This window comes from Nocardia sp. NPDC059229 (assembly GCF_042754165.1).
In the GTDB taxonomy this organism is placed as follows: Bacteria; Actinomycetota; Actinomycetes; order Mycobacteriales; family Mycobacteriaceae; genus Nocardia.
Genome location: NZ_JBHZAK010000008.1, coordinates 202061 through 226832, shown reverse-complemented (window position 1 = coordinate 226832; position 24772 = coordinate 202061). Strand labels below are relative to the sequence as shown.

22 protein-coding genes and 1 pseudogene are annotated in these 24772 nt (G+C 69.6%); 11 read left to right on the top strand and 12 right to left on the bottom strand.

The window, feature by feature from the left end; translation table 11 throughout:
* Nucleotides 1-9: 9 nt before the first annotated feature.
* The 5 genes and pseudogenes from ACFXHE_RS20440 to ACFXHE_RS20420 all read right to left on the bottom strand — a co-directional run bounded on the left by ACFXHE_RS20440 (nucleotide 10) and on the right by ACFXHE_RS20420 (nucleotide 7205).
* A complete protein-coding gene (locus tag ACFXHE_RS20440) occupies nucleotides 10-2607 on the bottom strand; it encodes an SDR family NAD(P)-dependent oxidoreductase (protein WP_379385173.1) in 2598 nt (865 codons plus the stop codon).
* A 28-nt stretch (nucleotides 2608-2635) separates the two neighbouring features.
* A pseudogene (locus ACFXHE_RS20435) lies at nucleotides 2636-4172 on the bottom strand (flavin-containing monooxygenase).
* 143 nt (nucleotides 4173-4315) lie between these two features.
* Nucleotides 4316-5767: an ABC1 kinase family protein gene (locus ACFXHE_RS20430; protein ID WP_379385171.1), complete on the bottom strand. Its 1452-nt coding sequence runs from the start codon at nucleotides 5765-5767 to the stop codon at nucleotides 4316-4318.
* A 146-nt stretch (nucleotides 5768-5913) separates the two neighbouring features.
* The gene (locus ACFXHE_RS20425) at nucleotides 5914-6717 is read right to left on the bottom strand and encodes an amino acid-binding protein (RefSeq protein ID WP_379385169.1); all 804 of its coding nucleotides are present in this window, start codon (nucleotides 6715-6717) and stop codon (nucleotides 5914-5916) included.
* 152 nt (nucleotides 6718-6869) lie between these two features.
* The gene (locus tag ACFXHE_RS20420; RefSeq protein WP_379385167.1) at nucleotides 6870-7205 is read right to left on the bottom strand and encodes a TfoX/Sxy family protein; all 336 of its coding nucleotides are present in this window, start codon (nucleotides 7203-7205) and stop codon (nucleotides 6870-6872) included.
* Nucleotides 7206-7331: 126 nt separating this feature from the next.
* Between ACFXHE_RS20420 and ACFXHE_RS20415 the strand changes: the two genes are divergently transcribed.
* On the top strand, nucleotides 7332-8420 hold the full coding sequence (locus ACFXHE_RS20415) for a glutamate--cysteine ligase (RefSeq protein WP_379385166.1): 1089 nt from the start codon (nucleotides 7332-7334) through the stop codon (nucleotides 8418-8420).
* A 9-nt stretch (nucleotides 8421-8429) separates the two neighbouring features.
* Here ACFXHE_RS20415 and ACFXHE_RS20410 read toward each other — a convergent pair whose 3' ends face one another.
* The 4 genes from ACFXHE_RS20410 to ACFXHE_RS20395 all read right to left on the bottom strand — a co-directional run bounded on the left by ACFXHE_RS20410 (nucleotide 8430) and on the right by ACFXHE_RS20395 (nucleotide 11847).
* Entirely contained in the window at nucleotides 8430-8966 is a 537-nt protein-coding gene (locus ACFXHE_RS20410; RefSeq protein ID WP_379385164.1) for a DUF4333 domain-containing protein, read from the bottom strand.
* A 168-nt stretch (nucleotides 8967-9134) separates the two neighbouring features.
* Nucleotides 9135-9761 (bottom strand): MBL fold metallo-hydrolase, encoded by a 627-nt coding sequence (locus tag ACFXHE_RS20405; protein ID WP_379385163.1) that lies wholly within the window; start codon nucleotides 9759-9761, stop codon nucleotides 9135-9137.
* Nucleotides 9761-10846 (bottom strand): S-(hydroxymethyl)mycothiol dehydrogenase, encoded by a 1086-nt coding sequence (locus tag ACFXHE_RS20400; protein ID WP_379385161.1) that lies wholly within the window; start codon nucleotides 10844-10846, stop codon nucleotides 9761-9763. Before ACFXHE_RS20400 ends, ACFXHE_RS20405 begins: the two co-directional genes overlap by 1 nt.
* A 122-nt stretch (nucleotides 10847-10968) precedes the next feature.
* On the bottom strand, nucleotides 10969-11847 hold the full coding sequence (locus ACFXHE_RS20395; protein ID WP_379385159.1) for a LysR family transcriptional regulator ArgP: 879 nt from the start codon (nucleotides 11845-11847) through the stop codon (nucleotides 10969-10971).
* 73 nt (nucleotides 11848-11920) lie between these two features.
* Between ACFXHE_RS20395 and ACFXHE_RS20390 the strand changes: the two genes are divergently transcribed.
* Both ACFXHE_RS20390 and ACFXHE_RS20385 read left to right on the top strand, forming a co-directional pair.
* Complete coding sequence (locus tag ACFXHE_RS20390; protein ID WP_379385157.1) at nucleotides 11921-12538, top strand: LysE/ArgO family amino acid transporter; 618 nt, start codon at nucleotides 11921-11923, stop codon at nucleotides 12536-12538.
* A 73-nt stretch (nucleotides 12539-12611) separates the two neighbouring features.
* On the top strand, nucleotides 12612-13037 hold the full coding sequence (locus ACFXHE_RS20385) for an ester cyclase (protein WP_379385155.1): 426 nt from the start codon (nucleotides 12612-12614) through the stop codon (nucleotides 13035-13037).
* A 10-nt stretch (nucleotides 13038-13047) separates the two neighbouring features.
* On the opposite strand, the gene ACFXHE_RS20380 is transcribed toward ACFXHE_RS20385, so the two are convergent.
* The 3 genes from ACFXHE_RS20380 to ACFXHE_RS20370 all read right to left on the bottom strand — a co-directional run bounded on the left by ACFXHE_RS20380 (nucleotide 13048) and on the right by ACFXHE_RS20370 (nucleotide 15975).
* The gene (locus ACFXHE_RS20380) at nucleotides 13048-13857 is read right to left on the bottom strand and encodes a hypothetical protein (RefSeq protein ID WP_379385153.1); all 810 of its coding nucleotides are present in this window, start codon (nucleotides 13855-13857) and stop codon (nucleotides 13048-13050) included.
* An 88-nt stretch (nucleotides 13858-13945) separates the two neighbouring features.
* Nucleotides 13946-14956, bottom strand: a complete 1011-nt coding sequence (locus ACFXHE_RS20375; RefSeq protein ID WP_379385151.1) for a Gfo/Idh/MocA family oxidoreductase — start codon at nucleotides 14954-14956, stop codon at nucleotides 13946-13948.
* 14 nt (nucleotides 14957-14970) lie between these two features.
* Complete coding sequence (locus ACFXHE_RS20370) at nucleotides 14971-15975, bottom strand: LacI family DNA-binding transcriptional regulator (protein WP_354846398.1); 1005 nt, start codon at nucleotides 15973-15975, stop codon at nucleotides 14971-14973.
* A 252-nt stretch (nucleotides 15976-16227) separates the two neighbouring features.
* Here ACFXHE_RS20370 and ACFXHE_RS20365 point away from each other — a divergent pair, with 252 nt between their 5' ends.
* Genes ACFXHE_RS20365 through iolD form a run of 8 tightly spaced genes read left to right on the top strand, consistent with a single transcriptional unit; the run spans nucleotide 16228 to nucleotide 24623 of the window.
* Nucleotides 16228-17145 (top strand): TIM barrel protein, encoded by a 918-nt coding sequence (locus tag ACFXHE_RS20365; RefSeq protein ID WP_379385149.1) that lies wholly within the window; start codon nucleotides 16228-16230, stop codon nucleotides 17143-17145.
* Between the two features lie 18 nt (nucleotides 17146-17163).
* On the top strand, nucleotides 17164-18159 hold the full coding sequence (locus ACFXHE_RS20360; protein WP_379385147.1) for a sugar ABC transporter substrate-binding protein: 996 nt from the start codon (nucleotides 17164-17166) through the stop codon (nucleotides 18157-18159).
* Nucleotides 18160-18178: 19 nt separating this feature from the next.
* Nucleotides 18179-19234 (top strand): ABC transporter permease, encoded by a 1056-nt coding sequence (locus ACFXHE_RS20355; protein WP_379385145.1) that lies wholly within the window; start codon nucleotides 18179-18181, stop codon nucleotides 19232-19234.
* Nucleotides 19231-20043, top strand: coding sequence for an ATP-binding cassette domain-containing protein (locus ACFXHE_RS20350; RefSeq protein WP_379385143.1), 813 nt, complete (start codon nucleotides 19231-19233; stop codon nucleotides 20041-20043). Before ACFXHE_RS20355 ends, ACFXHE_RS20350 begins: the two co-directional genes overlap by 4 nt.
* Nucleotides 20040-20978, top strand: a complete 939-nt coding sequence (iolC, locus tag ACFXHE_RS20345; protein WP_379385141.1) for a 5-dehydro-2-deoxygluconokinase — start codon at nucleotides 20040-20042, stop codon at nucleotides 20976-20978. Before ACFXHE_RS20350 ends, iolC begins: the two co-directional genes overlap by 4 nt.
* Nucleotides 20969-21862: an aldolase gene (locus ACFXHE_RS20340; protein ID WP_379385139.1), complete on the top strand. Its 894-nt coding sequence runs from the start codon at nucleotides 20969-20971 to the stop codon at nucleotides 21860-21862. Before iolC ends, ACFXHE_RS20340 begins: the two co-directional genes overlap by 10 nt.
* Nucleotides 21859-22761 (top strand): 5-deoxy-glucuronate isomerase, encoded by a 903-nt coding sequence (iolB, locus tag ACFXHE_RS20335; RefSeq protein WP_379385137.1) that lies wholly within the window; start codon nucleotides 21859-21861, stop codon nucleotides 22759-22761. Before ACFXHE_RS20340 ends, iolB begins: the two co-directional genes overlap by 4 nt.
* A complete protein-coding gene (iolD, locus tag ACFXHE_RS20330) occupies nucleotides 22758-24623 on the top strand; it encodes a 3D-(3,5/4)-trihydroxycyclohexane-1,2-dione acylhydrolase (decyclizing) (RefSeq protein ID WP_379385135.1) in 1866 nt (621 codons plus the stop codon). The genes iolB and iolD overlap by 4 nt, the downstream gene beginning before the upstream one ends.
* The last annotated feature ends 149 nt before the right edge of the window (nucleotides 24624-24772 follow it).

Genomic DNA, 24772 nt, shown 5'->3' with positions numbered 1-24772 from the left:
ACTGAGACCTCACGTCCTGGATGGATCGGATTCGAGAGCGACGCCGGACTCGGCCGCCGCGCGCGCCCGCGCGATGACCTCCGGAAGCTGTTGCCGCCGTAGCTTGCCCGCGGTCGTGCGCGGCAGTTCGGGCACGAACACGATGTCGCGCGGCACCTTGTAGCCGGCCAGCGTGGCCTTGATGTGCCGTTGCAGAGTGCGTGCCCCGGCCCGCGCCCCGGCCCGGAGCACCACGGCAGCCGCCAGCCGCTGCCCGAAATCGTCGTCGGGCACCCCGACGGCTCCGGCGTCGGCCACCGCCGGATGCGCCAGCAGTGCCTCCTCGACCTCCTGCGGAAAGACGTTCTCGCCGCCGGAGACGATCATGTCGTCGGAGCGGCCGTCCACGAACAGCCTGCCTTCGGCATCGACATGCCCGAGGTCACCGGAGTCCATGTGCTGTCCGACCATCGTCTTGGTCCGGCCGTCGCTGTAGCCGGCGAACACGCTCGGGTTCTTGTTGACGATGCGGCCGGTGACACCGGCGGGCACCTCGCGGCCGTCGCCGTCGACGATGCGGATGTCCACGATCCCGGTCAGCGGCCGGCCCACGGTCCCGGGCGCGGCCCGCAGATCCGCGGGCGTGGCGAAGGTCCCCGCGCCGGTCTCGGTGGAGGCGTACGCGTTGAACAGCACCTCGCCGAACTCGTCCATGAAGGCGGTGGCCAGCCAGGCCGGCAGGGGAGCGGCGCCGCACACCACCATCCGCAGGCTCTCGAGGTGATGGCCGCGGCAGTCCGCCGCCGGAAGATCCATGATCCGCTTGATCATGGTCGGCACCAGGCAGGCGATCTGCACACTGTGCCGCTCGATATCGGCGAGCACGGTTTCGGCGTCGAACCGGTCGTGCACGATGGCAGTCGACCCGAGCAGGAACGCCGCGGCGAGCGCCAGGAACCCGTAGGTGTGATGCAGCGGCGGCGCGATCACCATGGGCCGTCCGAGCCGCGGAATCGTTTCGATCCGGGCCAGGTCGCCGAGCGCGAGCACCATGCGCGGGCTCAGCCCGGCCAGCACGGACCGCGCGCCGAGTGTGCGGGGCGCGCCCTTGGGCACTCCGGTGGTGCCGCCGGTGAGCAGAATGATCGAGCCCCCGCCCGCGGGTTCGCGCACCGGCGGCCCACCCGCGGCGACCAGGTCCGCGACGGTCGGCAAGCCGACCGCGGCGCCTCGCACCACCACCCGCCGACCCCGATAGCCGGATTTGTCGATCGCGGTATGGAATTCGCCGTCGTACATCAGCAATTCCACGCGTTCGCGGTCGAGCACCTCACCGATCTGCGGCCCGGCGAAGCCGTAGTTCAACGGCACCAGATCCGCCGAGAGCCGCGCCGCCGCATAGGCCGCGATCACGAATCCCCGGTGATTGCGGCACAGCACCCCCACCCGCTGCCCGCGCCGAACATCCCAGCGCGCTCGCAGCGCCGCCGCCAGCCGCTGCACCTGCCGATCCAGCTCGGCCGCAGTGATCGGGCCGTCGTCGTCGATCATGGCGGGCCGATCCGGGAACCGTGCGGCGCACACCGACAGCGCCGTGGCCAGTCCGATCCCACCGCGTAATGCCCGGGCCAGCTGGGGAATCCGGGTGGGCGGCACCAGGTTCAGCGCGCCGCTGGCCGGAATCCGCCCGGCCACCGTCACCGCGTCGTCGAGCAGATTGGCGGCCCGCTCGACCCGCCCGATCGGCCCGGCCCAGTCGACCGGCCGATTGTTCCAGTTCCCGGCCTTCGCGTACGTGGTCAGCAGCCGTTGCGCCGCACGGGAATTGTCCATTGCATAGGACAGGGGCGCGCCCGCCCGCTCCCACCACGGCCGGATGGCCAGGGGACGGTCCACGATCGCCCGGCACACCATGCTCGCCGCCTCCTCGGTCGACATGCTCGGGGTGTAGCGATAGATCCGGTACGGACCCAGCATCTCCGAGCGCACCAGCTGCAGGTGAACGGTCGTGACGTCGATGCCGTCCGCCCGCAATTCCGGTGCGGCGCCGCGCATCCAGGAATTGAACGCGGACTTGGAGGCGATATAGGCCGTCCAGCCGACGCCCGGGCCGTGCACACCGGCGGTACTGATAGTGACGATGTGCCCCTGCCGGCGCGCCCGCATGGACGGCAGCAGGCTCAGCACCAGGCGCATGGGGCCGAGGAAGTTGATACGCGTGGTGTCGTCGAAATTGTCCCAACGGTCCAGCGAATCCGACAGCCAGCGGCGGATCGATCGACCGGCATTGTTGACGAAGACATCCACGTGCCCGTGCTCGGCCAGCACACGCGTGATGAGTGCCGCGCAGGCCTCGGTATCCGAGAGGTCCGCCGGATAGGGGTGGACGGTTCCCGGGAATTCCGTGGTCTCCGAACGTAATTCCGCCAGCAGTGACTCGCGGCGGGCGACCGCGAGCACGGTCGCGCCATTGGCGGCCAGGCGGCGCGCGGTGGCCCGTCCGACGCCCGAGGACGCACCCGTCACCAGGATCACCCGGCCCGTCACGGCCGGTGCCAGGCGGCGGTCGCTGATGCCGTATCCGGCCGCGCCCAGTGCGATCCGGACCGATTTCGGCAGTTCCATCATGGCTCGACTTCCTTGTCGAACGGCGGGGTCAGGCGGGCAACCGCTCGAATTCGTAGTCGGCGAACGGGAAGTGACGATGCGCCCGCTGCGCCGAGAAGAATCCGGTGGGCCGGATATAGGTGCTGTCGCCCTGCGAATTGCGGTAGTAGGTGGGCACGTGCGCATTCAATTCGGCCAGGTAGTAGCGCATGGCCGCGCCCTGCCGGTAGATGCGGCGGTGATAGGCGTCGTGCACGTCCTGGCGGATGGCCACGAACGTCGCCCCGCGTCGCCGCGCCTCCGAAATGGCGCGCACCGCATGGTCGGCGGTCATCTCCACGAAGGCGTGCCAGCCGCTGCCGGTCCACGAATACGGTCCGACCAGCGTCCACCGATTGGGCAGCGCGGGCAGCGAGACGCTTTCGTAGGCCTGCAATCCCTGCTCGGTGAAATACTTTCCGAGATCGACACCGTTGCGGCCGACCACCATCCCGGGCGTGTAGGTCTCCGGGTCGGAGAACACGTGATAGCCGGTGGCCAGCACGATCATGTCGAATTCGCGCTCGACGCCGTCGGTGGTGCGGATGCCGTGCGCGGTGAATCGTTCGATGGGCGTGGCCACCAGGTCGACATTGTCCCGGTTGAACGCCAGCAGATACCCGGTGTTCAAGGTCGGCCGCTTGGCGATCGGCCCGTAGTCCGGGGCGAGGCCCGCCCGAATCCCGGGATCGCGCACCATGAGTCGCAGCAGACCGCGATAGCCGCGAATGGCGGTCGCGTCGAAGGCCCGCATAGCCGGCCGCACCACCGGCAGCGGTGCGTTCGACATACCGCGCAGGGCGGCGTCGACCACCACCAGCACCGCGCCGTGCAGCGTCGCCTGCAGCCCGGGGACCTGCAGGGCCAGCTGCACCGCGCGCGGAATCCGCGGATTGGGTTTGGGCAGGCACCACACCGGCGTGCGCTGGAAGACGGCGAGGCTGCCCACCGCGCCCGCGATCGACGGCGTGATCTGCACCGAGCTCGCGCCGGTGCCGATGATCGCGACCCGCTTGCCGGTGAGGTCGTAGTCGTCGTCCCAGTCCGAGGGGCGCTGAATCGTGCCCTGGTACAGCGTCAATCCGGGAATTCCGGGATCGGTCTTCGGGCTGATGAACGCGCCGACCGCGCTGATGACGAACCGTGCGGTCGTCACGTCGCCATTGTCGAGGTGCAGCGTCCAGCAGTGCCGGTCCTCGTCCCACTTCTCGCTGACCACGGTGGTCCCGAACCGGATGTGCGGATACAGCCCGGAACCGCCGCGCCACCGCCATGTGATAGCGCTTCACCTCCGCGCCGGAGGCGAACAGCCTGCTCCAGTTGGGGTTTCGCGCGAACGAGTACTGATACGCCAGGGACGGGATATCGACCTCCAGCCCCGGGTAATGGTTTTCGTGCCAGCTGCCGCCGACCTCGTCGGCCCGTTCCAGCAGAACGAAGTCGCGCACCCCGGCCCGCTTCAGCTTGACCCCCGCGGCAATGCCGCCGGGCCCCGCGCCGATGACGGCGACCTCGTGGTCCGGAGCCGAAAGCTCAGGAGGGCGGATGTCTTTGGATGCAGTGGTCACGACGGGGACCTTCCGGACAGACTCCGGCGCTACGTTGCGCCTGTCACCCCAGGGTAGTTCTGTCTGGGACAGTGATCAAGACCTTGGGGTGACGGTGAGCCCGCAAGCCGGTCCGGTGCGGCTCAGCCCGCCGCGAACCCGGTTGCCGCCGCGCCCGCCCGGCGCAGCCGCACGGCCCCGAGATCGGCCGGCTGCCCGCCGCGCGCCCGATGCCGGTCCATGACCGCGCTCAATTCCGGTGACCAGCGCAGGATCTCGGCGCGCATCGGCCCGCTCGTCCCGAGCTGCGCGACCAGCCCCAGCAGGGTGACCAGCCCGCGCTGGAACGGCATCAGATACGCGGGTATCCCGAGCTGGCGGTACACATTGTCCAGCCTGGGGCTCATGGCGTCGCGGGTGCGGCCGCGCAGCCACTCGGTATCGACCCGGGACGTCTCGTGCCGCAGCAGTTCGGTGAACGGCAGCAGCTTCTCGGCCAGCCCCGCGCTGTCCAGACCGCGCTGCTCGTCGGTGAACCCGTGGCTGCGCGTGGCCCGGTCCAGCTCGGCCGGCCCGCCATTGATGAGCGCGTCGGCCAGGTCGTGCACCAGCGCCGGGAACTGGGCCGGCGGCCACGGCGGGCAGGCCCCGAAGTCCACCACGCCCAGGCGGCCGTCGGGTAGCACCCGGAAATTGCCCGGATGCGGATCGCCGTAGAGCAGCCCCGAGCGCGGAGCGGATGACCAGAAGAACCGGACCGCCAGCATGCCCACCCGGTCGCGCTCGGCCTGCGCACCCGCGGTGATCAAGCGGGACAGCGGAATTCCGTCCAGCCACTCGCTGACGATCACATCGCCGCACTGCGCCACCACCTGCGGCACCCGGAAATCCGGATCCCCGGCGTAGGCTTCCGCGAAGCGGCGCTGGCTCTGTGCCTCGGCCGCGAAATCCAGTTCCATGCGCAGGCATTCGGCCAGCTCGTCCACCACCGCGCGACCGTCGGCGTGCGGCGCGAAAACCGGTGTCAGCCAGGCCAATCCGCGCAGCCTCTGCAGATCGCTGTCCACGGCCGCGCGGGCGCCGGGGTACATGACCTTGACCGCCACCGCCCGGCCGTCGTGCCAGATCGCGCGATGCACCTGGCCGATGGTGGCCGAGGCGGCCCGGCGATCGTCGAATTCCCGGAAGTTGTCCCGCCAATCCGGGCCGAAGGACGCCGCCAGCACAGTGTGCACGGTACGCGGCAGCATGGGTGGCGCGGCATCCTGCAGCCGGGCCAGCGCGATCCGATAGGGCTCGGCCAGCTCCGGCGGCAGGGCCAGCTCGTAGATTCCCAGGACCTGGCCCAGTTTGGCGGCGCAGCCCTTCAATTCGCCCAGCACCTCGGCCATGTGCTCGGCGGTGCGCAGCTGGATCTCCCGATCGATCTCACCCGCCGGCCGGCCCAGTGCCCGCTTGCCGGCCCCGGCCGCCTGCCGCCCGGCGTAGGCCAGCGGCACCGCGGCCAGCTTCGCGGTACGAATCACTGTGCGGGCAGGCGGATTCCCGCCGATGTCCGCATCCCCCCGTCGCGCACCGCTTCGCCGCAAACTCATCGATCAACCAACCCCTCGCGCGCGTTTCGATCGAATGCGCATCAGGGAGTCTGCCACGAAGTGAAACTATGCGGTACGAAAACCTGTACGCCTCGGTACCGCGTCCTGAATGGTGGGATGCGCGAAGGGAATCCGCTGGTGACAGGTCAGTGCTGGGCGGTGACCAGGGCCAGATCGGTGAGCCGGTGTGCGCGGGCGACCTCGGCGGGCGTGAACGGCTCCCCGGTACGCAGGAACGTCATGGCCGCGAGATCGTCGTGCGGACCGATCTCGAGCAGGGTGCTGCCGGGTACGCGGCCCGGGTCCGGATCCGGAACGTATTGTGCGCCCAGCAGTTCGGCGATCACCAGCGGCAGTTCCGCGGGGTCGGCGGCCACCCGCGCGGCCAGTCCCAGTGCGCGCGTCTGGCCGTCGACCAGGGTGAGCGCCGACGCGGGCCAGATGCCGGCGGCGACCCCGCCCGCGCGGGCGATGGCCTGGGTGAGCCGCTGCGGGCCGATCTCGGCCGGTGTGGAGACCACCAGCTCGTCGAGCACGCCGTTCTCCAGGTGATGCACGTGCACGGCGAGGATGTTGGCCCGCCGGTCGGCGAGCTGCTTGGCCAGCAGTTCCAGCCGCCCGGGCTTGTTGTCCAGGTGCACCCGGATGCGCCAGAGCCGTTCGGCGCTGTCGAGACGGTGGCGGTGGCGCAGTTCCGGGGCGTGCAGCCAGCGGCCGAAATAGCGCATGGCGCCGGGTTCGACCACCCAGATGACGAGGATGGTGGCGGCGACGGCGAGCACGGAAACCGTTGCCAGATAGGGCAGTTCGAGATGGACGACCAGGGCGTGCAGGGCGAGCTCGACCGGGAAGACCGCGGCGAGTTTGGCCAGCGCCATGCGGGTTCGTTTCGGATGAGGCAGACGACCGCAGACTTCGCAGGCCAGCGTATGAATCTCGGTTTGCCTCATGTTCACCACAGTGCTGGACGCAGGTTTCCCCGACTGTGGTGCGGTGTAAAGAAGGGGTGACGGAACCCGGCAAACCTCTTGCGGCAGCTGGCCATTCGGTGAAACCGGCCACAGTCGCGCCGGAGCTGTGCCCCGGCACACATCGATTGCCCCTATTTTCGCGGTAGCGACTTGGCGAAGTCGACCCCGCGCCGCACCCACTCGTCGAGCACATCGTCGTCGGCGACGGTCGCGGTGGTAACGCGCAGCCACCCGTGCATCTTCTTGCCGCCCATCTCCATCGGCTCGACCGACCCCGCCCGCAGCAGCGCCGCGGAGGTGTCCGGATCGGTGCGCACCATCAGCCCGCCCTTGCCGCTGGCCGCGACGGCCATATTGCCGCCCACCAGAAACGCCAGGCCGCCGAACATCTTCTTCTCGACCACATTGACCAGTTCCGGCCCGAGCGCGTCCCGAATCCGGTCGGCCAGCTCCTCGTCGTATGCCATACCCGGCATTGTGACCCACCTGACCGACAGTTCTGGGCCGCGGCGCGCTCGGGGCCCGGCCGGCCGCGGACCGGAGAGACCATTCCGGCAGGTGTCGGCACGTCCCCGGTGAGGTACACCTGATTGGTGGAAGCCCCGCCGACAGTGGGTGTCGAAGAGGAGTTCCTCCTCGTGGATCCGCGCAGTGGCGCGCCGGTCGGCAGAAATGCCGACGTCGCCCGGACCGCCGCGGATTTCGGCATGCACCTGCAATTGGAAATCATGCGGTGTCAGGTGGAGACCAGTACCCGCGTGCACACGAATACCGGTGAACTGCTTCGGGAACTGCGGGAATTGCGGCGCGGCGCCGCGGCCTGCGCCGAGAAGAACGATGCGCTGCTGCTCGCCGCGGCCGTACCGCCGACGATTCCCGACGAACTCGCCGTCACCGCCACCGCGCGCTACCGCCGGATCGCCGCGAGCTTCGGCCGGCTGGCGCACGAACAGAGCCTGTGCGGCTGCCACGTGCACGTCGCGGTGCCGGACCGAGCCGCCGCGCTGCAGGTGAGCAACTTCCTGCGGCCCTGGCTGCCCCTGCTGCTGGCGCTGACCGCCAACTCGGCGATCTACCGCGGCGTCGAAACCGGCTACCACAGCTGGCGCCACATCCTGTGGCGGCGCTGGCCCAGCGCCGGTCCGCCGCCCTACTTCGGCTCGGTCGCGGAGTTCGAGGGGGCCGTGGAGTCCATGCTGTCGCTGGGCGTCATCCTGGATCGCAAGATGGTCTACTGGGATGTGCGGCCCTCCAGCACCTTTCCGACGGTGGAGGTGCGGGTCAGCGATGTGCCCGCCACCGTGGAGGAGTCGGCGCTGCTGGCCAGCCTGGTGCGCGCCTGCGCAATGACAGCCCGCGCAACCGATTCCGTGCCCGTCGTCGCGGAAGACACACTGCGCGCGGCATATTGGAAGGCGGCGCACGAGGGCATCGACGGGGCCGCCATCGATCCGCTCGACGGGCGCACCGTCCCGGTGGAGGACCTGCTGACCCGGCTCATCGACCGCATCCGGCCCGCCCTGGACCAGTTGGACGACCTCACCTTCGTCACCGACACCGTGGCCGCGCTCCTGGCGCGCGGCAACGGGGCGCGGCGTCAGCTCAATGCCTTCCGAATCCGCGGCCAGCTCTCGGACGTGGTGGGTGAACTGGCCGAGGCCACGCTCTATACGTGCCGATAGTCCCCGGTGTCAGGGCATCGGCTGGTCGTCGACGATCATGTCGTAGTTGACCTTCGAGCCCTCCACGTTGGTGGTCTTGGCGGTGACGCCCCAACGGGTGCCGTTGGATTCGGTCACCACGCACCGGATGGTCGAGCCGGTGGCGCCGCGCAGCAGGCCGTTGCAGGTGGAGGACTGCGGGGCGGCGCCCACCTTCGACTGGTAGAAGTTCGAGACACTGGAAGCCACGTCGTCCGGCGCGACGAAGGCGTCGGTCAGGTTCAGGTCGTAGTAGACGTCCTTGCCGTCGACCTTGGTGACCTTCGCATTGATCGCCCAGGTCTGCCCGTCGGCGGAGGTGGCGGTGCAGGTCTGGGTGGCGTCCACCTTGGCGGGCAGACTGCCGTCGCAGGTCACGGTTTTCGCGTCCTCGTGCGACTTGTCCTTGTAGAAGCTGGTGGCCTTCGTCTGCACGTCACTCTTGCTCACGGAGTCCGAACCTGATGAGCACCCCACGGCGAGAAGCGGCACGAACGTCAAGGCCAGAGCGGCTGTCAGTTTTCTCATGGACAACTTTAGGCGCCGGTTCACCGGGAAAATCTTGAGAATGAGCTTGCGAAACAGGCGAATCCGGCGTGTCCGGGGCTGGCGCGCCGCAGTGCGGGGCGGGTTGGGGACCTTGACAGAGGACCGGTCCGGCGACCTGCGCCGGACCGGTCCTGCTGCCGCGATGGGTCAGTTCACGCGGGCGCGCCACTCCTCGAGCTGTGGGGATTCCGCGCCGATGGTGGTGGATTCGCCGTGCCCGGTGTGCACCAGGGTCTCCGGCGGCAGGGTGAGCAGGCGGTCGGCGATCGAGTCGACGATGGTGCCGAAGTCCGAGTAGGACCGACCGGTCGCACCCGGCCCGCCGTGGAACAGGGTGTCACCGGTGAACACCACGCCCAGGTCGGGGGAGTGGAAGCAGACCGCGCCCGGGGCGTGCCCCGGGGTGTGCAGCACGTGCAGTTCGGTCCCGCCGACCTCGATCACCTGTTCGTCGGACAGCTCGCCGTCGGGGCTGGTCTCCGGATGCGTGTGCTGCCACAGCACCAGGTCGTCGGGATGCATGAGCACGGGAGCGCCGGTGGCCCTGGACAATTCGGGCGCGACGCGAATGTGGTCGTCGTGCGCGTGGGTGACCAGGATGGCCTTGACCTTGCGGGTGCCGATGACATCCAGGATCGCCTCGACATTGTGGGGCGCGTCGATGACGACGCACTCCAGGTCGTCGCCGACCACCCAGACATTGTTGTCGACGTCGAAGGTCTCGTTGTCGAGGCTGAAGGTGCCGATGGTGACGGCGTGGTCGATGTGCGCCATCAGAACACCACCACCGAGCGCAGTACGTCGCCGTGATGCATATTGGTGAAGGCCGCCTCGACCTCGTCCAGCGCGATGGTCTCGGAGACGAACCCGTCCAGGTCCAGCCGGCCCTGCTTGTAGAGTTCGACGAGGTAGGGGAAGTCGCGTGAGGGCAGGCAGTCGCCGTACCACGAGGACTTCAACGATCCACCGCGGGAGAAGAAGTCGATGAGCGGCATCTCGAGGGTCATCTCCGGTGTCGGCACGCCCACCAGCACCACGGTGCCGGCCAGATCGCGCGCGTAGAACGCCTGTTTCCAGGTCTCGGGGCGGCCCACGGCATCGATGACCACGTCTGCGCCGAAGCCGTCGGTGAGTTCCTGAACCCGTTGCACCGCATCGTCTTTGGCGGCGTTGACGGTGTGGGTGGCCCCGAATCCGGTGGCCCACTCCAGCTTCCGCTCGTCGATGTCGACCGCGATCACGGTGGTCGCGCCCGCCAGCTTGGCACCCGCGATGGCCGCGTTGCCGACCCCGCCGCAGCCGATGACCGCGACCGAGTCACCGCGGCTGACCCCGCCGGTATTGATGGCCGCGCCCAGCCCGGCCATGACACCGCAGCCCAGCAGCCCGACCGCGGCGGGGGACACGCTCGGGTCGACCTTGGTGCACTGCCCGGCGTGGACCAGGGTCTTCTCCGCGAAGGCGCCGATGCCCAGCGCGGGGGTGAGCGGGGTCCCGTCGGTGAGTGTCATGGGCTGGGAGGCGTTGAAGGTCGAGAAGCAGTACCAGGGCTTGCCCTTGCGGCAGGCGCGACACGAACCGCACACCGCCCGCCAGTTCAGGATGACGAAATCCCCGGGCTGCACATCGGTGACGGCCTCGCCCACCGATTCCACGATGCCGGCGGCCTCGTGCCCGAGCAGGAACGGGAATTCGTCGTTGATGCCGCCCTCGCGGTAGTGCAGGTCGGTGTGGCACACCCCGCAGGCCTGCACCCGCACCACCGCCTCGCCCGGACCCGGGTCCGGGATGACGATGTCGGTGACTTCCACCGGGGCGTTCTTCGAGCGTGCAATGACGCCGCGCACAGTTTGGGACAACGAAATTCCTTCCTGGCAAACCGCAATGCCTTCGACTATCGCATCCGACCCCGCCCACGTCATCTATTACCCCGGGTGACGGAAAACGAATCTCCTTGTGGCCGATCGCAACCTGTGGCCTTTCACAACAGGGATTGCCCGGCCGCCTCGGCGATCGTAGCGGCCACGAGGGTCAGTGCCGGGGAATCGAGCCGCCATTGCTGCCAGTAGAGCGGGACATCTACGAATACCTTCTCATCCAGCGGAATCAGCTCGTCCTCGGGGCGGATCATGAGGTCGGGGATCATGCCCCAGCCCATACCGGCGCATACCGCGTCATTGAATCCGGCCGAGGATGGGATGTAATGCCGGGGCGGATCCACGGGCTTGCGGGTGTAATGGCGCAGGAGCCGGAACTGCAGATCGTCCTTGCGGTCGAACAGCACCACGGGCGCGTGTGCGAACGATTTCGCATTCGCGCCGTCGGGAAACCAGGTGCGGGCGAAGGCGGGCTGTGCCATGGGCCGATAGCGCATGGCCCCCAGCCGCCGCACCGTGCAGCCCTGCACCGGTGCGGCGGTGGAGGTGATGGCCGCCATGACGGTGCCGTCGCGCAGCAGGCGGGTGGTGTGTTCCTCGTCCTCGCGATGGATGTCGAACGACACCCCGGCGGCGGCGCGGCCGAGCGCGGAAATGACCCACGTCTGCAGTGAATCGGCGTTGACGGCGATGGGAATGACCACCCGGGCGGCGCCGGGCTGGTGCACGTCGCCGAGTTCGCGCGCGGTATCGCTGGTGAGCAGCTGGATCTGGCGGGCCAGCCGCAGCATCGTCAGCCCGGATTCGGTGGGCTGCACCGGTTTGGTGCGCTGCACCAGGATGCGGCCCGCGGCGTCCTCCAGCGCTTTGATGCGCTGGCTGATTGCCGAGGGCGTCACGCTGAGCCTGCGGGCGGCGGCGTCGAAGGTGCCCTCGCTGATGACGGCGTCGAGGGCGCGCAGTTGGTCGAGCTGCAGATCCATAGTAAGAAATCGTAATGGTGCCTCAGAATCTTTAGCTGGTCTGGTGCTGGACGCCTGCCCTACTTTCGAGCGTGTGAACGCATCATCGGCGGCCCTGGCGGCCATCTCGGGACTCGGATTCGGCCTGTCGCTCATCGTGGCGATCGGCGCGCAGAACGCCTTCGTACTGCGTCAGGGGATCCGGCGCGAGCATGTCCTGCCGGTGGTCGCGGTGTGCATCGGCTCCGACGTGATCCTCATGACCCTGGGTGTCGCGGGCTTCGGGGCGATCGTGAACACGGCCCCGATGATCATGACCATCGCCAGGTACGCGGGGGCGGCCTTCCTGCTGGGCTACGCCGCCCTCGCCGCCAAGCGCGCGTTCTCCGCCTCGGCCCTGTCCGCGGGCGGCGGCGCGCCCATCGCGCTGGGCGCGGCCGTGGCCACCTGCCTGGCCGTCACCTGGCTCAACCCGCACGCCTATTTGGACACCGTCGTGCTGCTGGGATCCTTCGCCAATACCTACGCCACCCCGGATCGCTGGTTCCTCACCGCGGGAGCCGTCGCGGGCAGCCTGATCTGGTTCGTCTCGCTCGGTTTCGGCGCCCGGCTGCTGGCCCCGGTCTTCGCGAAACCGCGCGCGTGGCGGGTGCTGGATTCGGTGATCGCCCTCATCATGACGGGTCTCGCTGTCGGTTTGCTGGTGAGCTGACACCCTGACCGGCGGTGATGGCGGTCACAGTAGGGCCTGTCACGGGCCGGCGCCCGCCGGTGTCTCATGGGGCATGGAGCAAGAACAGAACAAGGCGACCTTCAAACTCCTGCACGACGTGGTGGGTACCGGTGACACCGAACTGATCTCGAAGACCATCCACGAGATCACCCAGCCGGACGCCATCCTCAATGTTCCGTTCCCGGTGGACCATCCGGGCGCGGCGGGGCTCGACCAGATCATGCGTGCTTTCGTGACCGGCTATCCCGACATCAAGCTGGACGTCGTGGACATGATCGCCGAGGGCGACAAGGTGGTCGGCCGGACCGTCGTCACCGGCACCAACGACGGCGCGTTCCTGGGCCGCCCGGCGACCGGGAAAGCCGTGCGGTACAACGAGATCTTCATCATGCGTTTCACCGACGGCCGGATCGCCGAGGTGTGGGGCGTGGCCGACACCCTCACCCAGCTGATCCAGCTGGGCGTCGTCACCCTGTAGGAAATCGGTCTCAGGACACGGGTTTCCACGCGCCGACGTAGTTGCCGTTGTTGTTTCCGTTGGTGGGCAGGCAGGTGACGGCGCGGCCGCTGGACGACTTGGCCACCACGTCCTTCTTGAGATTGCAGATCGTGCCGGGCTCGTGCGTTCCGCTGGTCACGGGGCCCGGGCTGTCCCACACATAGGTCGGGGTGGTCGATCCCGCGCGGCGGGAGCACAGCAGCTGGGTGCCGTTCGGGGCGTAGCCGAAGGTCCCGGCCTCGGTCGCGTTGCACGGGAATCCGAGCGAGGGCGTGCTGACCGACAGCCAGCGGAGCGTGTCGTCTCCGGCCACATTGCAGGTCAGGACCGATCCGTCGCCCGCGACAGCGGTCTGACCGGCCTGGGTGCAGGTCCCGCTGACCGCGGCCGCGCTGGTCGTCGTGGCCGTCGTGGTGGTGGTGGTGGTCGTCGTCGTGGCAGTGGTCGTGTCGGGCGCCGTGGTCACCTCGGCCGCCTGTGCGGTCGTCGTGGGTGACGCGGGTGTGGTGGTCGTGAGCACGATTCGCGTCGGCGCGGGGCCCTTCGTGGCGTTCGGGGCCGCGTTCCAGCCGCCGTGGCCGGACAGGAGCAGGCCGCCGATGGCCAGCAGCGCTACGACGATCGTGGCCGTGAGACCGATGATCAGGTACCGGCTGGCCTGCGAATTCCGCGGCCGGCCGCCGCCGGGCCCGGCCTGCCGCCCGTCGTGGTCGTCGCGCACCGCGTCGAACACGACGGTGTCCTGCGTCCACAGCTCGTCCTGCGGATGATAGCCCGGTGGTATCGAATTGCCGCTCATCCCAATAGCTCTCGTCTCGGTGGTCCCGCTGTGATCACCGGGCACACCGAAGGGTAAACGGGGAGGCCGCGCTGCGGTAGCCGAAGTTTCAGCGGCGGATGTCGGCCAGCCGCACCGGCCTGCCCTGATGCCGGGACAGCTCGCAGGCCTCGGCGATGTAGAAGGCCTCCAGGGCGTCGGCGGGCGGGCACGGATTGGCCAGCCGGCCGGTGATCACGCCCAGGAAGGTGGCCAGCTCCTCGGTGTAGGCGGCGTGGAAACGGTCCATGAAGCCCGGATAGGCGGGCAGGCCCGACGGCGATTGGCCGGGTTCGACCGAGTGCAGCGGGGCGCGCTCGTCGAGCCCGACGATGGCATTGCCCTTGGAGCCCAGCACTTCCAGCCGCACGTCGTAGCCCGCGCCGTTGTAGCGGCTGAGCGCGACATTGGCCAGTGAGCCGTCGTCGAGGCGCAGCACCACCGCGGCGGTGTCGACATCGCCCGCGTCGGCGAAGAACCGGTCTCCGCGATTGGATCCGGTGGCGTAGACCTCCACCACCTCGCGGCCGCTGACCCAGCGGATGATGTCGAAATCGTGGACGCCGCAATCGCGGAACAGGCCGCCGGAGCGCGGAATGTACTCGGCGGGCGGTGGCGCGGGGTCGAGGGTGGTGGCACGCAGGGTGTGGATCCAGCCCAGATCCCCGGCGGCGACGGCGGCGCGCGCGGCCCGGTACCCGGCGTCGAAGCGGCGCTGGAAGCCGATCTGGACCGGCACGGTCGAGCGCTCCACGCGCTCGACCACCTGCAGCGTGCCCAGAATGTCCGCGGCGATGGGCTTTTCGCAGAAGACCGGGATGCCGCGGTCGACGGCGGCGGTGATGAGGGCCGGATGGGAATCGGTGGCGGTGGTGATGACCAGGCCGTCGATACCGGCGGCGAAGAGCGCCTCGATATCGGGCGCGTACTCCACCTCGAGCTTGTCGGCGGCGGCGCGGGCGCGTTCGGCATCGGTGTCGGTGACGATGACCGCGCCCACACCCGGTAGGGCCCTGAGGGTTTCGGCGTGGGAGGTGCCGATGCGGCCGGTGCCGGCGAGGCCCACTGTGATCGGGGACATGGCGATGGCTCCTGTCAGTCGCGGGGTGGGGCGGTGGTCGAGCGGACGACCAGTGACGGCTCCAGGCGTTTGCGCACCGGGTCGGTGCGGTCGGCGCGAAGTCGCTCGGTGAGGGCCTCCACGGCCAGCCCGCCGATGCGGGTGCGCGGCTGGTCGATGGTGGTGAGCGCGACGTGCCGCAGCGCCGCCAGCGAGGTGTTGTCGTACCCGACGACCGAAACGTCCTCGGGCACACGCAGTCCCGCCTGTTCGAGCGCGGCCATCGCGCCCACGGCGTTGAAATCGTTGCCGCACACCAGTGCGGTGGGAAAAGTACTGGGGGAGAAGATGTTCAGCAGAGTGCGGACGGCGGCCGCGCCCGCCTCGTCGGTGTGCTCGCTGGGGATCACCATGGGTTCGAGGTGGTAGCGGGCCATGGCGGCGGTGTAGCCCTTGCGCCGCGGGGGCGCCGCGAAGGCCGCGCCGCCGTCGAGGTGCACGATGCGCCGATGCCCCAGGGCGACAAGGTGATTCACGGCCAGTGCCGCGCCGAGCTCGCCGTCGTCGTTGACGGTGTCCACGGCCGGGCTGGTGGAGGTGCGCGAGACCAGGACGACCGGGCAGCGTGCCGCCGCGTCGCGAATGGCGGAGGCCGGCAGCACCGGGGAGAGCAGGATGACGCCGCCCGGGCGGAAGCCGAGCAGGCTCTCCAGCGCGGTCCGTTCCCGTGTCGCGCTGCGGCGGCCGGTATTGAGGATGAGCTCCAGCCCGGCCTGCCGCGCCGCCTCGTCCATGCCCTCGACCACATCGGCGAAGAAGGGATTGCGCAGGTCGGACACCATGACTCCGACGATATTGGAGGTGCGGCTGGCCAGCGACCGCGCCATGGCGTGCGGCTGGTAGCCGAGTTCGGCGGCCGCGGTGAGCACTGCGCGGCGGCGGTGCTCGCTGACCTTGGGGGAGTTCCGCATGACCAGCGAGACCAGCGCCCGGGAGACGCCGGCGCGGGCGGCGACGTCCTCCATGGTCGGTCTGGTCATGGTCGCCTCCCGTCGGTATCGATGTGTGTCGCACGGTACAGCGTTGCCGTGGCCCGAGGCAATGGAGCGCTCTAATCGGATATTCCGGACATCGGTATCCGGCGCCATTTCGCCTGGAAGACAGTGTTTTCCGTGTCTAGGCACTACTTTTCGGCACATGTCGAACCCTTGACACCGGAGTGAGCCAGGTTACATTGTTGGAGCGCTCCAACGAGCCTCACCGATGGCCAACGACGGGTCTGGGAAGTGCCGATGACCGAACCGCTCCATCCACTGCGTATCACCCCCTTGCGCGTCGCCGCCGCGCCGATCTCCTGGGGAGTCTGCGAGGTCCCCGGCTGGGGGCATGTCCTGGAACCGGACATCGTCCTGGCCGAGATGGCCGGGCTCGGCATCACCGCCACCGAGTTCGGCCCGCCCGGCTACCTACCCGACGACCCCGTCGAGCTACGAAAGACGCTGAGCACCTACGGTATTGCGCCGATCGGCGGCTTCCTCGCCCTGGCGCTGCACCGCGAACCCGACCGGGCCGTCACCGCCGCCCGTGCCGCGGCCGAGCGGTTCGCGGCCGCCGGCGCCGAGATCCTGGTGCTGGCCGCCGCCACCGGGCAGGACGGGTACGACACCCGGACATCCCTCGGTGATGGTGAATGGCGGACACTCATCGACACCGCGGCCGCGGTCGGCGAGATCGCCGCCGCACACGGCCTGCACGTCGCCCTGCACCCGCATGTGGGCACCCACGTCGAGACGGCCGCCGAGGTCGATCGCTTTCTCGCCGACTCGGGGCTGGACCTGTGTGTGGACACCGGGCACCTGCTCATCGGCGGCACCGACCCGGTCGATCTGGTCCGCCGTCACGCGGATCGCGTCGGGCACATCCACCTCAAGGATGTCCGCGAGGCCGTGGCCGCCGAAGTGCGCAGCGGCAGTATCGAATACAGCGAGGCCGTCCGGCAGGGGCTCTACGTTCCGCTGGGTGCCGGAGATGTCGATATCGCGGCCCTGGTCCGCGCGGCGCACGCGGGGGGATACCGGGGCTGGTACGTGATCGAGCAGGACACCGCATTGCGTCCCGGCGCTACCGCCGAGGGCCCGACGGGTGACGCTCGGCGAAGTCTGCGACACCTGGCCGAGATCGGCGCTGGTCTCGCCTCGGCTCGGATCTAGTGGGAGGTGACGACGACGATGTCCGCAATCTCCCGATCGCGCCGCCCCCGTTGGCTGCGCCTGTCGCCCTGGCTCGCGGCGGCGGCCGTGCTCGCCGCCTGCAGCGGCCCCGGCGCCGATGTCACCGGACCCGCCCAGGCCCCGGTCGTGGTGGGCACCCTGAAGTCGGTGGCCGTGGTGACCCACGGCTCGCCCGGTGACGCCTTCTGGAACGTGGTCAAGAACGGTGCGGAAGCCGCCGGGAAGGACCTCGGCGTCCGGGTCGAGTACAACTCCTCGGGCGATCCGACCCAGCAGGCCAAGCTCATCGACAATGCCGTGGCCCAGGGCGTGGACGGTCTGGTGGTGTCCATGGCCAACCCGGACGCGCTGAAGCCGTCGGTCGAGAAGGCCGTCGCCGCCGGGATTCCCGTGGTGACCATCAACTCCGGCGAGGCCGAGAGCGTTCAGTTCGGGGCCATCGGCCACGTCGGCCAGAGCGAGCGCCTGGCCGGTGAATCCGCCGGGAAGCGGCTGGCCGACGCCGGAAAACACAAGATGCTGTGCGTGATCCACGAGGCCGGGAATGTCGGCGCGAACGAACGCTGCGCCGGCGCCACCCAGGGCTTCGGGGCCGCGACCACGCTGCAGGTGGACATCAACAACCCGACCGATGTGCAGTCGCGCATCAAGGGCGCGCTGGAGGCCGATCGCTCCATCGACGCGGTGCTGACGCTGAATTCGCAGATCGCCGCCCGCGCGGTGGACGCGGTGCGGGAATCGGCATCGAAGGCGACGGTGGCCACCTTCGACCTGAATTCCGATGTGGTGAGCGCGATCCGGGCCGGGACGCTGTTGTTCGCGGTCGATCAGCAGCAGTACGAGCAGGGCTATCTGCCGGTGGTGATGCTGAAGCTCTACAAATCGAACCTGAACACCGTGGGCGGCGGCCATCCGGTGCAGACCGGCCCCGCGTTCGTGGACAAGAGCAATGTCGATGCCGTCGCCGCGCTGGTCGGCCAGGGCACGCGGTGAACCGGCGGGAGACGATGAGATGACAACGACGACAACGACATCCGAGACCACGACGGTCTCGCCGCCGCCGGATCGGCTGGCCATCCTCAACCGGCTGGTGGCCCGCCCCGAGGTGGGCGCGCTGCTGGGCGCGGCGGTGGTCTTCGTGTTCTTCGGTCTCGTCACCACGAAATTCCTGAAGCCACTGGGCATTTCGACCTGGCTGGACGATGCCTCCACGCTCGGCATCATGGCGGTGGCGGTCGCCATGCTCATGATCGGCGGCGAATTCGACCTGTCCACCGGCGTGATGACCGCCTCCACCGCACTGATCACCGGGCTGCTGGCGGTGCACGCAGGCTGGAATGTGTGGCTCGCGCTGGTGGTTTCGCTGGCGTTCGCGCTCATGGTGGGTGCGCTCAACGGGTGGGTGGTGATGCGCACCGGGTTGCCGAGCTTCATCGTCACGCTGGGCACCTTCCTGGCATTGCAGGGCCTGAATCTCGGTGTGACACGCTGGGCCACCGGCACCGTACAGGTGTCGGGCGTGCGCGGCGCGGACGGATATCAGTCCGCCGGTTGGGTTTTCGCCTCCACCACCAAGATCGGCAATGCCAGCATCCAGGCGTCGGTGGTGTGGTGGATCGTGGTCACCGCCATCGCGGCGATCGTGTTGGCGCGCACCCGGTTCGGCAACTGGATCTTCGCGGTCGGCGGCTCGCTGCCCACCGCCCGCGCGGTGGGCGTGCCGGCCACCCGCACCAAGATCCTGCTGTTCATGACCACCGCGTTCGCGGGCTGGATCGTGGGCGCGTGCAACCTCCTGCGGTTCGCCAGTGTGCAGGCCAATCAGGGTGTGGGACTGGAATTCCAGTACATCATCGCCGCGGTGATCGGCGGCTGCCTGCTCACCGGCGGGTTCGGTTCGGTGGTGGGCGCGGCCATCGGGGCGCTCATCTTCGGCATGGCGCGGCAGGGCATCGTACTGGCGGGCTGGAACAGCGACTGGTTCATGCTGTTCCTCGGCGTGCTGCTGTTCTCGGCCGTGCTGGTCAACAACGCATTCAAGAAGCGGGCGGAAAGGGTACGCCGATGACCGCGACGGACAACGACAGCGCCGGGACCGCGGTGCCGCTCATCGAAACGGTCGGTATCGGAAAGAGTTACGGCGGCGTGGTGGCGCTGCGCGACGTGTCGACGGTGGTGAGAGCCGGTGAGGTCACCTGCGTGCTGGGCGACAACGGCGCGGGCAAATCGACGCTGATCAAGATCCTGGCGGGCGTGCACCAGCACGACGCCGGGGAGCTGCGCATCGAGGGGCAATCGATGCGGTTGTCCTCGCCGCGTGCGGCGCTGGATCTCGGCATCGCCACCGTCTACCAGGATCTGGCGGTGGTGCCGCTGATGAGCGTGTGGCGCAACTTCGTGCTCGGCTCCGAGCCGGTCAAGCGCTATGGCCCGCTCGAGCTGCTGGACCGCGGGCAGGCGCAGGACATCGCGCGAAAAGGTCTGGCGGACATGGGGATCGACATCCCCGATCTGGAGCAGCCGGTCGGCACGCTGTCCGGCGGTCAGCGCCAGTGCGTGGCCATCGCGCGGGCGGTGCACTACGGGGCCAAGGTCCTCATCCTCGACGAGCCGACCGCGGCCCTGGGCGTGAAGCAGGCCGGTGTGGTGCTGCGATATGTCGTGCAGGCGCGCGATCGCGGACTGGGCGTCGTGCTCATCACGCACAACCCGCATCACGCCTACCCGGTCGGCGACCGCTTCCTGCTCCTCAAACGGGGCGCCACACTCGGCAGCTACGAGAAGTCCGCGATCGATCTCACCGAGCTGACCCGGCAGATGGCCGGCGGCGCCGAACTCGAGGCGCTGCAACACGAATTGGAGCGGGTGGTGCCGTGACCGAGCTGGAGGTGCTGACGATCGGCCGGGTGGGTGTCGACCTCTACCCCGAGCAGAGCGGGGTGCCGCTCGCCGAGGTGACGACCTTCGCGAAGTTCCTCGGCGGCACGGCCACCAATGTGGCGGTGGCGGCGGCGCGGCTGGGCCGCCGCACTGCGGTGCTCACCAAGGTCGGGCCGGACGGGTTCGGGGATTTCGTGCGCGACGCCCTCGAAGGGTTCGGGGTGTCGGCACGGTACGTGGGGACGGCGGCGGGACTGCAGACGCCGGTGGTGTTCTGCGAACTGAAGCCGCCCGCGGACCCGCCGCTGCTGTTCTATCGCGCGCCCATCGCGCCGGACCTCACCCTCACCGAGGACGAGATCCCCTGGGACGTGGTCGATTCCGTGCCCCTGCTGTGGGTGACCGGGACCGGGGTGAGCGCCGAACCCGGCCGCACCACCCAGCGGGCCATCCTGGAACGCCGGGCCCGGCGCGGGCACACCGTGCTGGATCTGGACTACCGGCCCATGTTCTGGCCCGATGCGGCGACCGCGCGCGCCGAGATCGGCTGGATGGTCGATCACGTGAATGTGGTGGTGGGCAACCGGACCGAGGTGGAGGTGGCGGTCGGCACCGCCGACCCCGACGCGGCCGCGGACCGGCTGCTGGCCCGCGGAGTCCGGCTGGCCGTGGTCAAACGCGGCGCGGAGGGCGTGCTCATCGCCACCGAGTCCGAGCGCTGGACGGTGCCGCCCTGCCGGGTGGAGGTGCTGTGCGGGCTGGGCGCGGGCGACGGATTCGGGGGCGCGCTCATCCACGGGCTGCTGTCCGGCTGGGCTCCGCATCGCCTGGCCGCCTACGCCAATGCCGCCGGCGCGCTGGTGGCATCGCGGCTGGCCTGCGCCGATGCCATGCCGACCGATGCCGAGATCGAGGAGATGCTGTGCACCTGAACGATGCGCGGTGGTACGAACTGCTGCACACCCGCGCCACGGACCCCGAGGCCGTCCGGCGCGCCTACGCCGACCGGCGGCGACGCGCGAACCTGCTGTCGGACCGGGGCACCCTGTTCCTGGTGGCCGCCGACCACCCGGCCCGCGGCGCGCTCGGCGTCGGCACCGACCGCACCGCCATGGCCGACCGCCGCACCCTGCTGGAACGGCTGCTCATCGCGCTGGCCAACCCCGCCGTCGACGGCGTGCTCGGCTCGCCCGACATCGTGGAGGAGTTGCTGCTGCTGGACGCCGTGCACGAGAAGATCGTCATCGGCTCCATGAACCGCGGCGGGCTGGCGGGCGCCGACTGGGAGATCGACGACCGCTTCACCGGCTACGACGCCGAAGCGCTGGTGAAGTACCGCCTCGACGGCGGGAAAATGCTGCTGCGCCTGGTCGATTCGGATCCCGGCACCATCCCGACCCTGGAGGCCTGCGCCCGCGCGGTCTCCGAACTGGCCGAACACGGGCTCATGGCCATGGTGGAACCCTTGCCCTACGCCCGCGACGCCGACGGTGCGCTGACCATGCACAAGGACTCCGCCTCACTGCAGCGAGCCATTACCGTCGCCTCCGGTCTAGGGGTCACCTCCGCCTACACGTGGCTGAAAATCCCTGCGCCCGAGGATGTCTCGGTGCTCGATGCCACCACACTTCCCGTCGTCATCCTCGGCGGTGCGCCCTCCGGCGACCCGGAATCCGATCTCGCCTCCTGGGGCGCCGCGCTGCGCCACGATGTCGCGCGCGGCCTGGTGGTGGGCCGCAGCCTGCTCTACCCACCGGACGGGGATGTCGCCGGCGCGGTGCAGGCCGCCGCCCAGGTGCTGGAGGCGGCGCGATGAGCTCGGTGATGAAGGACCTGCATCGACCGGCTGGAACGCTGGCGGATTCGGGCGATCCCGTGCTGCTGACTCCGGAGGACGCGGGCTGGGCCTACGCCGGGTTGCGGGTGCTGCGGTTGGCGGCGGGGGAGCGGCGAGTGGTGAGCACCGGGGAGTTCGAGGCGTTCGTGCTGCCGTTGGCCGGGGCGTGCACCGTGCGGGTGGACGGGCTGGTGTTCGAACTCGCCGGGCGGGATTCGGTTTTCACCCGCGTGACCGACTTCGCCTATGTGCCGCGCGACGCGGAGGTGGAGCTGACGACGGTGGACGGGATCGAGGTGGCGCTGCCGATGGCGCGCTGCACGAAACGGCTGGACCCGAAATACGGTCCGGCCGAACGGGTTCCGGTCGAGGTGCGCGGGGCGGGGCGGGCGACGCGGCAGGTCACCAACTTCGGGACGCCGGGCGCGTGGACGCACGCCGAGAAGCTCAACGCGTGCGAGCTGCTCACGCCCGACGGGAACTGGTCCTCGTATCCGCCGCACAAGCATGACGAGGCCTCCGAGTGCGAGGTCGTCAACGAGGAGATCTATTACTTCCGCATTGCCGGGCGTGACGGAATCAGTACGGGGCCCGAGGGTTTCGGGATGCACCACATCTACACCGCCGATGGATCGCTCGACGAGACCGTGGCGGTCCGGGACGGCGATGTGTTCCTGGTGCCGCACGGCTATCACGGTCCGTGCACGGCCGCGCCCGGGTACCCCATGTACTACCTGAACGTGCTGGCCGGGCCCGCGCCCGAGCGATCCATGGCCTTCTGCGACGACCCCGCGCACGCCTGGATACGGGCGGCATGGGCGAGCCAGGCAGCGGATCACCGGTGCCCGGTCACCTCCCACGAAGGACGGCTCGCATGAGGCTCACGACTGCGCAGGCCATGGTGACCTGGCTGATCGCCCAGCGCTCGGAAACCCTCGAGGGCGACGAAGTGCCGCTGTTCCCCGCGGCTTTCGGCATCTTCGGGCACGGCAATGTGCTCGGCCTCGGGACCGCGCTGGCCGAGCATCGCGACGAGCTGCCGCTGTGGCGCGGGCACACCGAGGAGGGCATGGCCCTGGCGGCGGTCGGGCTGGCCAAGGCCACGCAGCGGCGGCAGGTCGGGATCGCCACCTCCTCGATCGGGCCGGGCGCGCTGAACATGGTGACGGCCGCCGGTGTGGCACACGCGAATCGGCTGCCCGTGCTGCTGCTCCCCGGGGACACCTTCGTCAGTCGCGCGCCCGATCCGGTGCTGCAGCAGGTCGAGCATTTCGGCGACCCCACCGTCACGGTCAACGACGCGTTTCGTCCGGTGAGCCGCTATTTCGACCGGATCACCCGGCCCGAGCAACTGCTCGCGACCCTGCCGCAGGCGGCGCGGATCCTCACCGACCCCGCCGAGGCCGGCCCCGTGGTGCTGGCCCTGCCGCAGGACGTGCAGGCCGAGACCTACGACTTTCCGGACGCCCTGTTCGTGCCGGTCGTCCATCACGTGCCGCGCCCACGGCCGGACCGGCGCGGCATCACCGAGGCCGCCCGCGTCCTGCGCGACACGAAGCGTCCCCTGCTCGTCCTCGGCGGTGGCGTCCGGTACTCGGGTGCGGGCGGGCAGGCGCTGGAATTCGCTCAGCGCCACGGGATTCCGGTGACCGAGACGACCGCGGGCCGCACGCTGGTCCCGCACGACCATCCGTTGTACGCGGGACCGCTGGGCATCACCGGTGCGGCGTCGGCCAATACCCTCGCGGCGGCGGCGGACGTGGTGCTGGCGGTCGGCACCCGCCTGCAGGACTTCACCACCGCGTCCTGGACCGTCTTCGCGCCGGAAGTCCGTCTGGTCCATATCAATACCGCCCGCTTCGACGCCGTGAAGCACGGCGCGCTGGCCGTGGTCGGCGATGCCGACGCCACGCTGCGCGATCTGGAACCCGAAGTCGGCGAGTGGCTCGCCGACCCGGACTGGACGGCACGGGCCGCCGCGGTCCGGGCGGACTGGGACGCGCACATCGACAAACTGCGCGCGCCGACGCCGGGGACGCCCAGCTATGCGCAGATCGTCGGCGCCGTGAACGATCTCAGCGGCGCCTCCGACTACGTCGTGACCGCCTCCGGCGGGCTGCCCGGCGAACTGGTGGGCGGCTGGCGCGCGGCCGGTGGCGTACCGACCATGGATGTCGAATACGGCTTCTCCTGTATGGGATACGAGCTCGCCGGAGCCTGGGGCGCGGCGCTGGCCCGGGCGCAATCCGGCGCCGCGGAACCGGAGGGCCTGGTCACCACCCTGCTCGGGGACGGTTCCTACCTCATGCTCAACTCCGAGCTCTTCTCCGCCGCCTTCGCCGGGCATCCGCTGGTCGCGGTGGTCTGTGACAACGACGGGTACGCGGTCATCGCGCGACTGCAGCAGGGACAGGGGGCCGAGCCCTTCAACAACTTCTACGCGGATTGCCGCACCAATCACGCCACCCCGCCCCGGGTCGACTTCGCCGCGCACGCGCGGGCATTGGGTTGCGCGGTGTTCACCGCGAGCGAACTCGGCGAGTTCCGCGACGCCTACACCGGCGCCCGCGACGCCGCCCGCACCGGGCAGCGGCCCGCGGTCGTGGTGGTGCGCACCCGCCCGTCGACCTGGACCGAGGCCGGCGCCTGGTGGGAAGTCGGTGTGCCGCAGCATCTCTCGGGACGCGCCGAATACGACCGGAACAAGCCCGGGCAACTGCGCTACACGCGTTCCGAATGATCGACGCCGCCACGCGCTGGTGCTCGGAAATCCGGGCATCCCGCCGGTTGGGCGACCCGCGCGCCGAATATATGGCAGACTCGGCGCAAACACGCGGACGGTCGCCGATCGGGAAGGCGCGTGCACGGGTTACGGGAGTTTGAAGGTCG

Excerpts from the sequence above, each read along its gene's own strand:
- ACFXHE_RS20365 (WP_379385149.1), top strand. The coding sequence starts at position 16,228 with ATGACCGAACCGCTCCATCCACTGCGTATCACCCCCTTGCGCGTCGCC.
- ACFXHE_RS20425 (WP_379385169.1), bottom strand. The coding sequence starts at position 6,717 with ATGAGGCAAACCGAGATTCATACGCTGGCCTGCGAAGTCTGCGGTCGT.
- ACFXHE_RS20430 (WP_379385171.1), bottom strand. The coding sequence starts at position 5,767 with ATGAGTTTGCGGCGAAGCGGTGCGCGACGGGGGGATGCGGACATCGGC.
- ACFXHE_RS20355 (WP_379385145.1), top strand. The coding sequence starts at position 18,179 with ATGACAACGACGACAACGACATCCGAGACCACGACGGTCTCGCCGCCG.
- ACFXHE_RS20380 (WP_379385153.1), bottom strand. The coding sequence starts at position 13,857 with ATGAGCGGCAATTCGATACCACCGGGCTATCATCCGCAGGACGAGCTG.
- ACFXHE_RS20440 (WP_379385173.1), bottom strand. The coding sequence starts at position 2,607 with ATGATGGAACTGCCGAAATCGGTCCGGATCGCACTGGGCGCGGCCGGA.
- ACFXHE_RS20350 (WP_379385143.1), top strand. The coding sequence starts at position 19,231 with ATGACCGCGACGGACAACGACAGCGCCGGGACCGCGGTGCCGCTCATC.
- ACFXHE_RS20405 (WP_379385163.1), bottom strand. The coding sequence starts at position 9,761 with ATGGCGCACATCGACCACGCCGTCACCATCGGCACCTTCAGCCTCGAC.
- ACFXHE_RS20360 (WP_379385147.1), top strand. The coding sequence starts at position 17,164 with ATGTCCGCAATCTCCCGATCGCGCCGCCCCCGTTGGCTGCGCCTGTCG.
- ACFXHE_RS20420 (WP_379385167.1), bottom strand. The coding sequence starts at position 7,205 with ATGGCATACGACGAGGAGCTGGCCGACCGGATTCGGGACGCGCTCGGG.
- ACFXHE_RS20385 (WP_379385155.1), top strand. The coding sequence starts at position 12,612 with ATGGAGCAAGAACAGAACAAGGCGACCTTCAAACTCCTGCACGACGTG.
- ACFXHE_RS20375 (WP_379385151.1), bottom strand. The coding sequence starts at position 14,956 with ATGTCCCCGATCACAGTGGGCCTCGCCGGCACCGGCCGCATCGGCACC.
- iolB (WP_379385137.1), top strand. The coding sequence starts at position 21,859 with ATGAGCTCGGTGATGAAGGACCTGCATCGACCGGCTGGAACGCTGGCG.
- iolD (WP_379385135.1), top strand. The coding sequence starts at position 22,758 with ATGAGGCTCACGACTGCGCAGGCCATGGTGACCTGGCTGATCGCCCAG.
- ACFXHE_RS20370 (WP_354846398.1), bottom strand. The coding sequence starts at position 15,975 with ATGACCAGACCGACCATGGAGGACGTCGCCGCCCGCGCCGGCGTCTCC.
- ACFXHE_RS20395 (WP_379385159.1), bottom strand. The coding sequence starts at position 11,847 with ATGGATCTGCAGCTCGACCAACTGCGCGCCCTCGACGCCGTCATCAGC.
- ACFXHE_RS20410 (WP_379385164.1), bottom strand. The coding sequence starts at position 8,966 with ATGAGAAAACTGACAGCCGCTCTGGCCTTGACGTTCGTGCCGCTTCTC.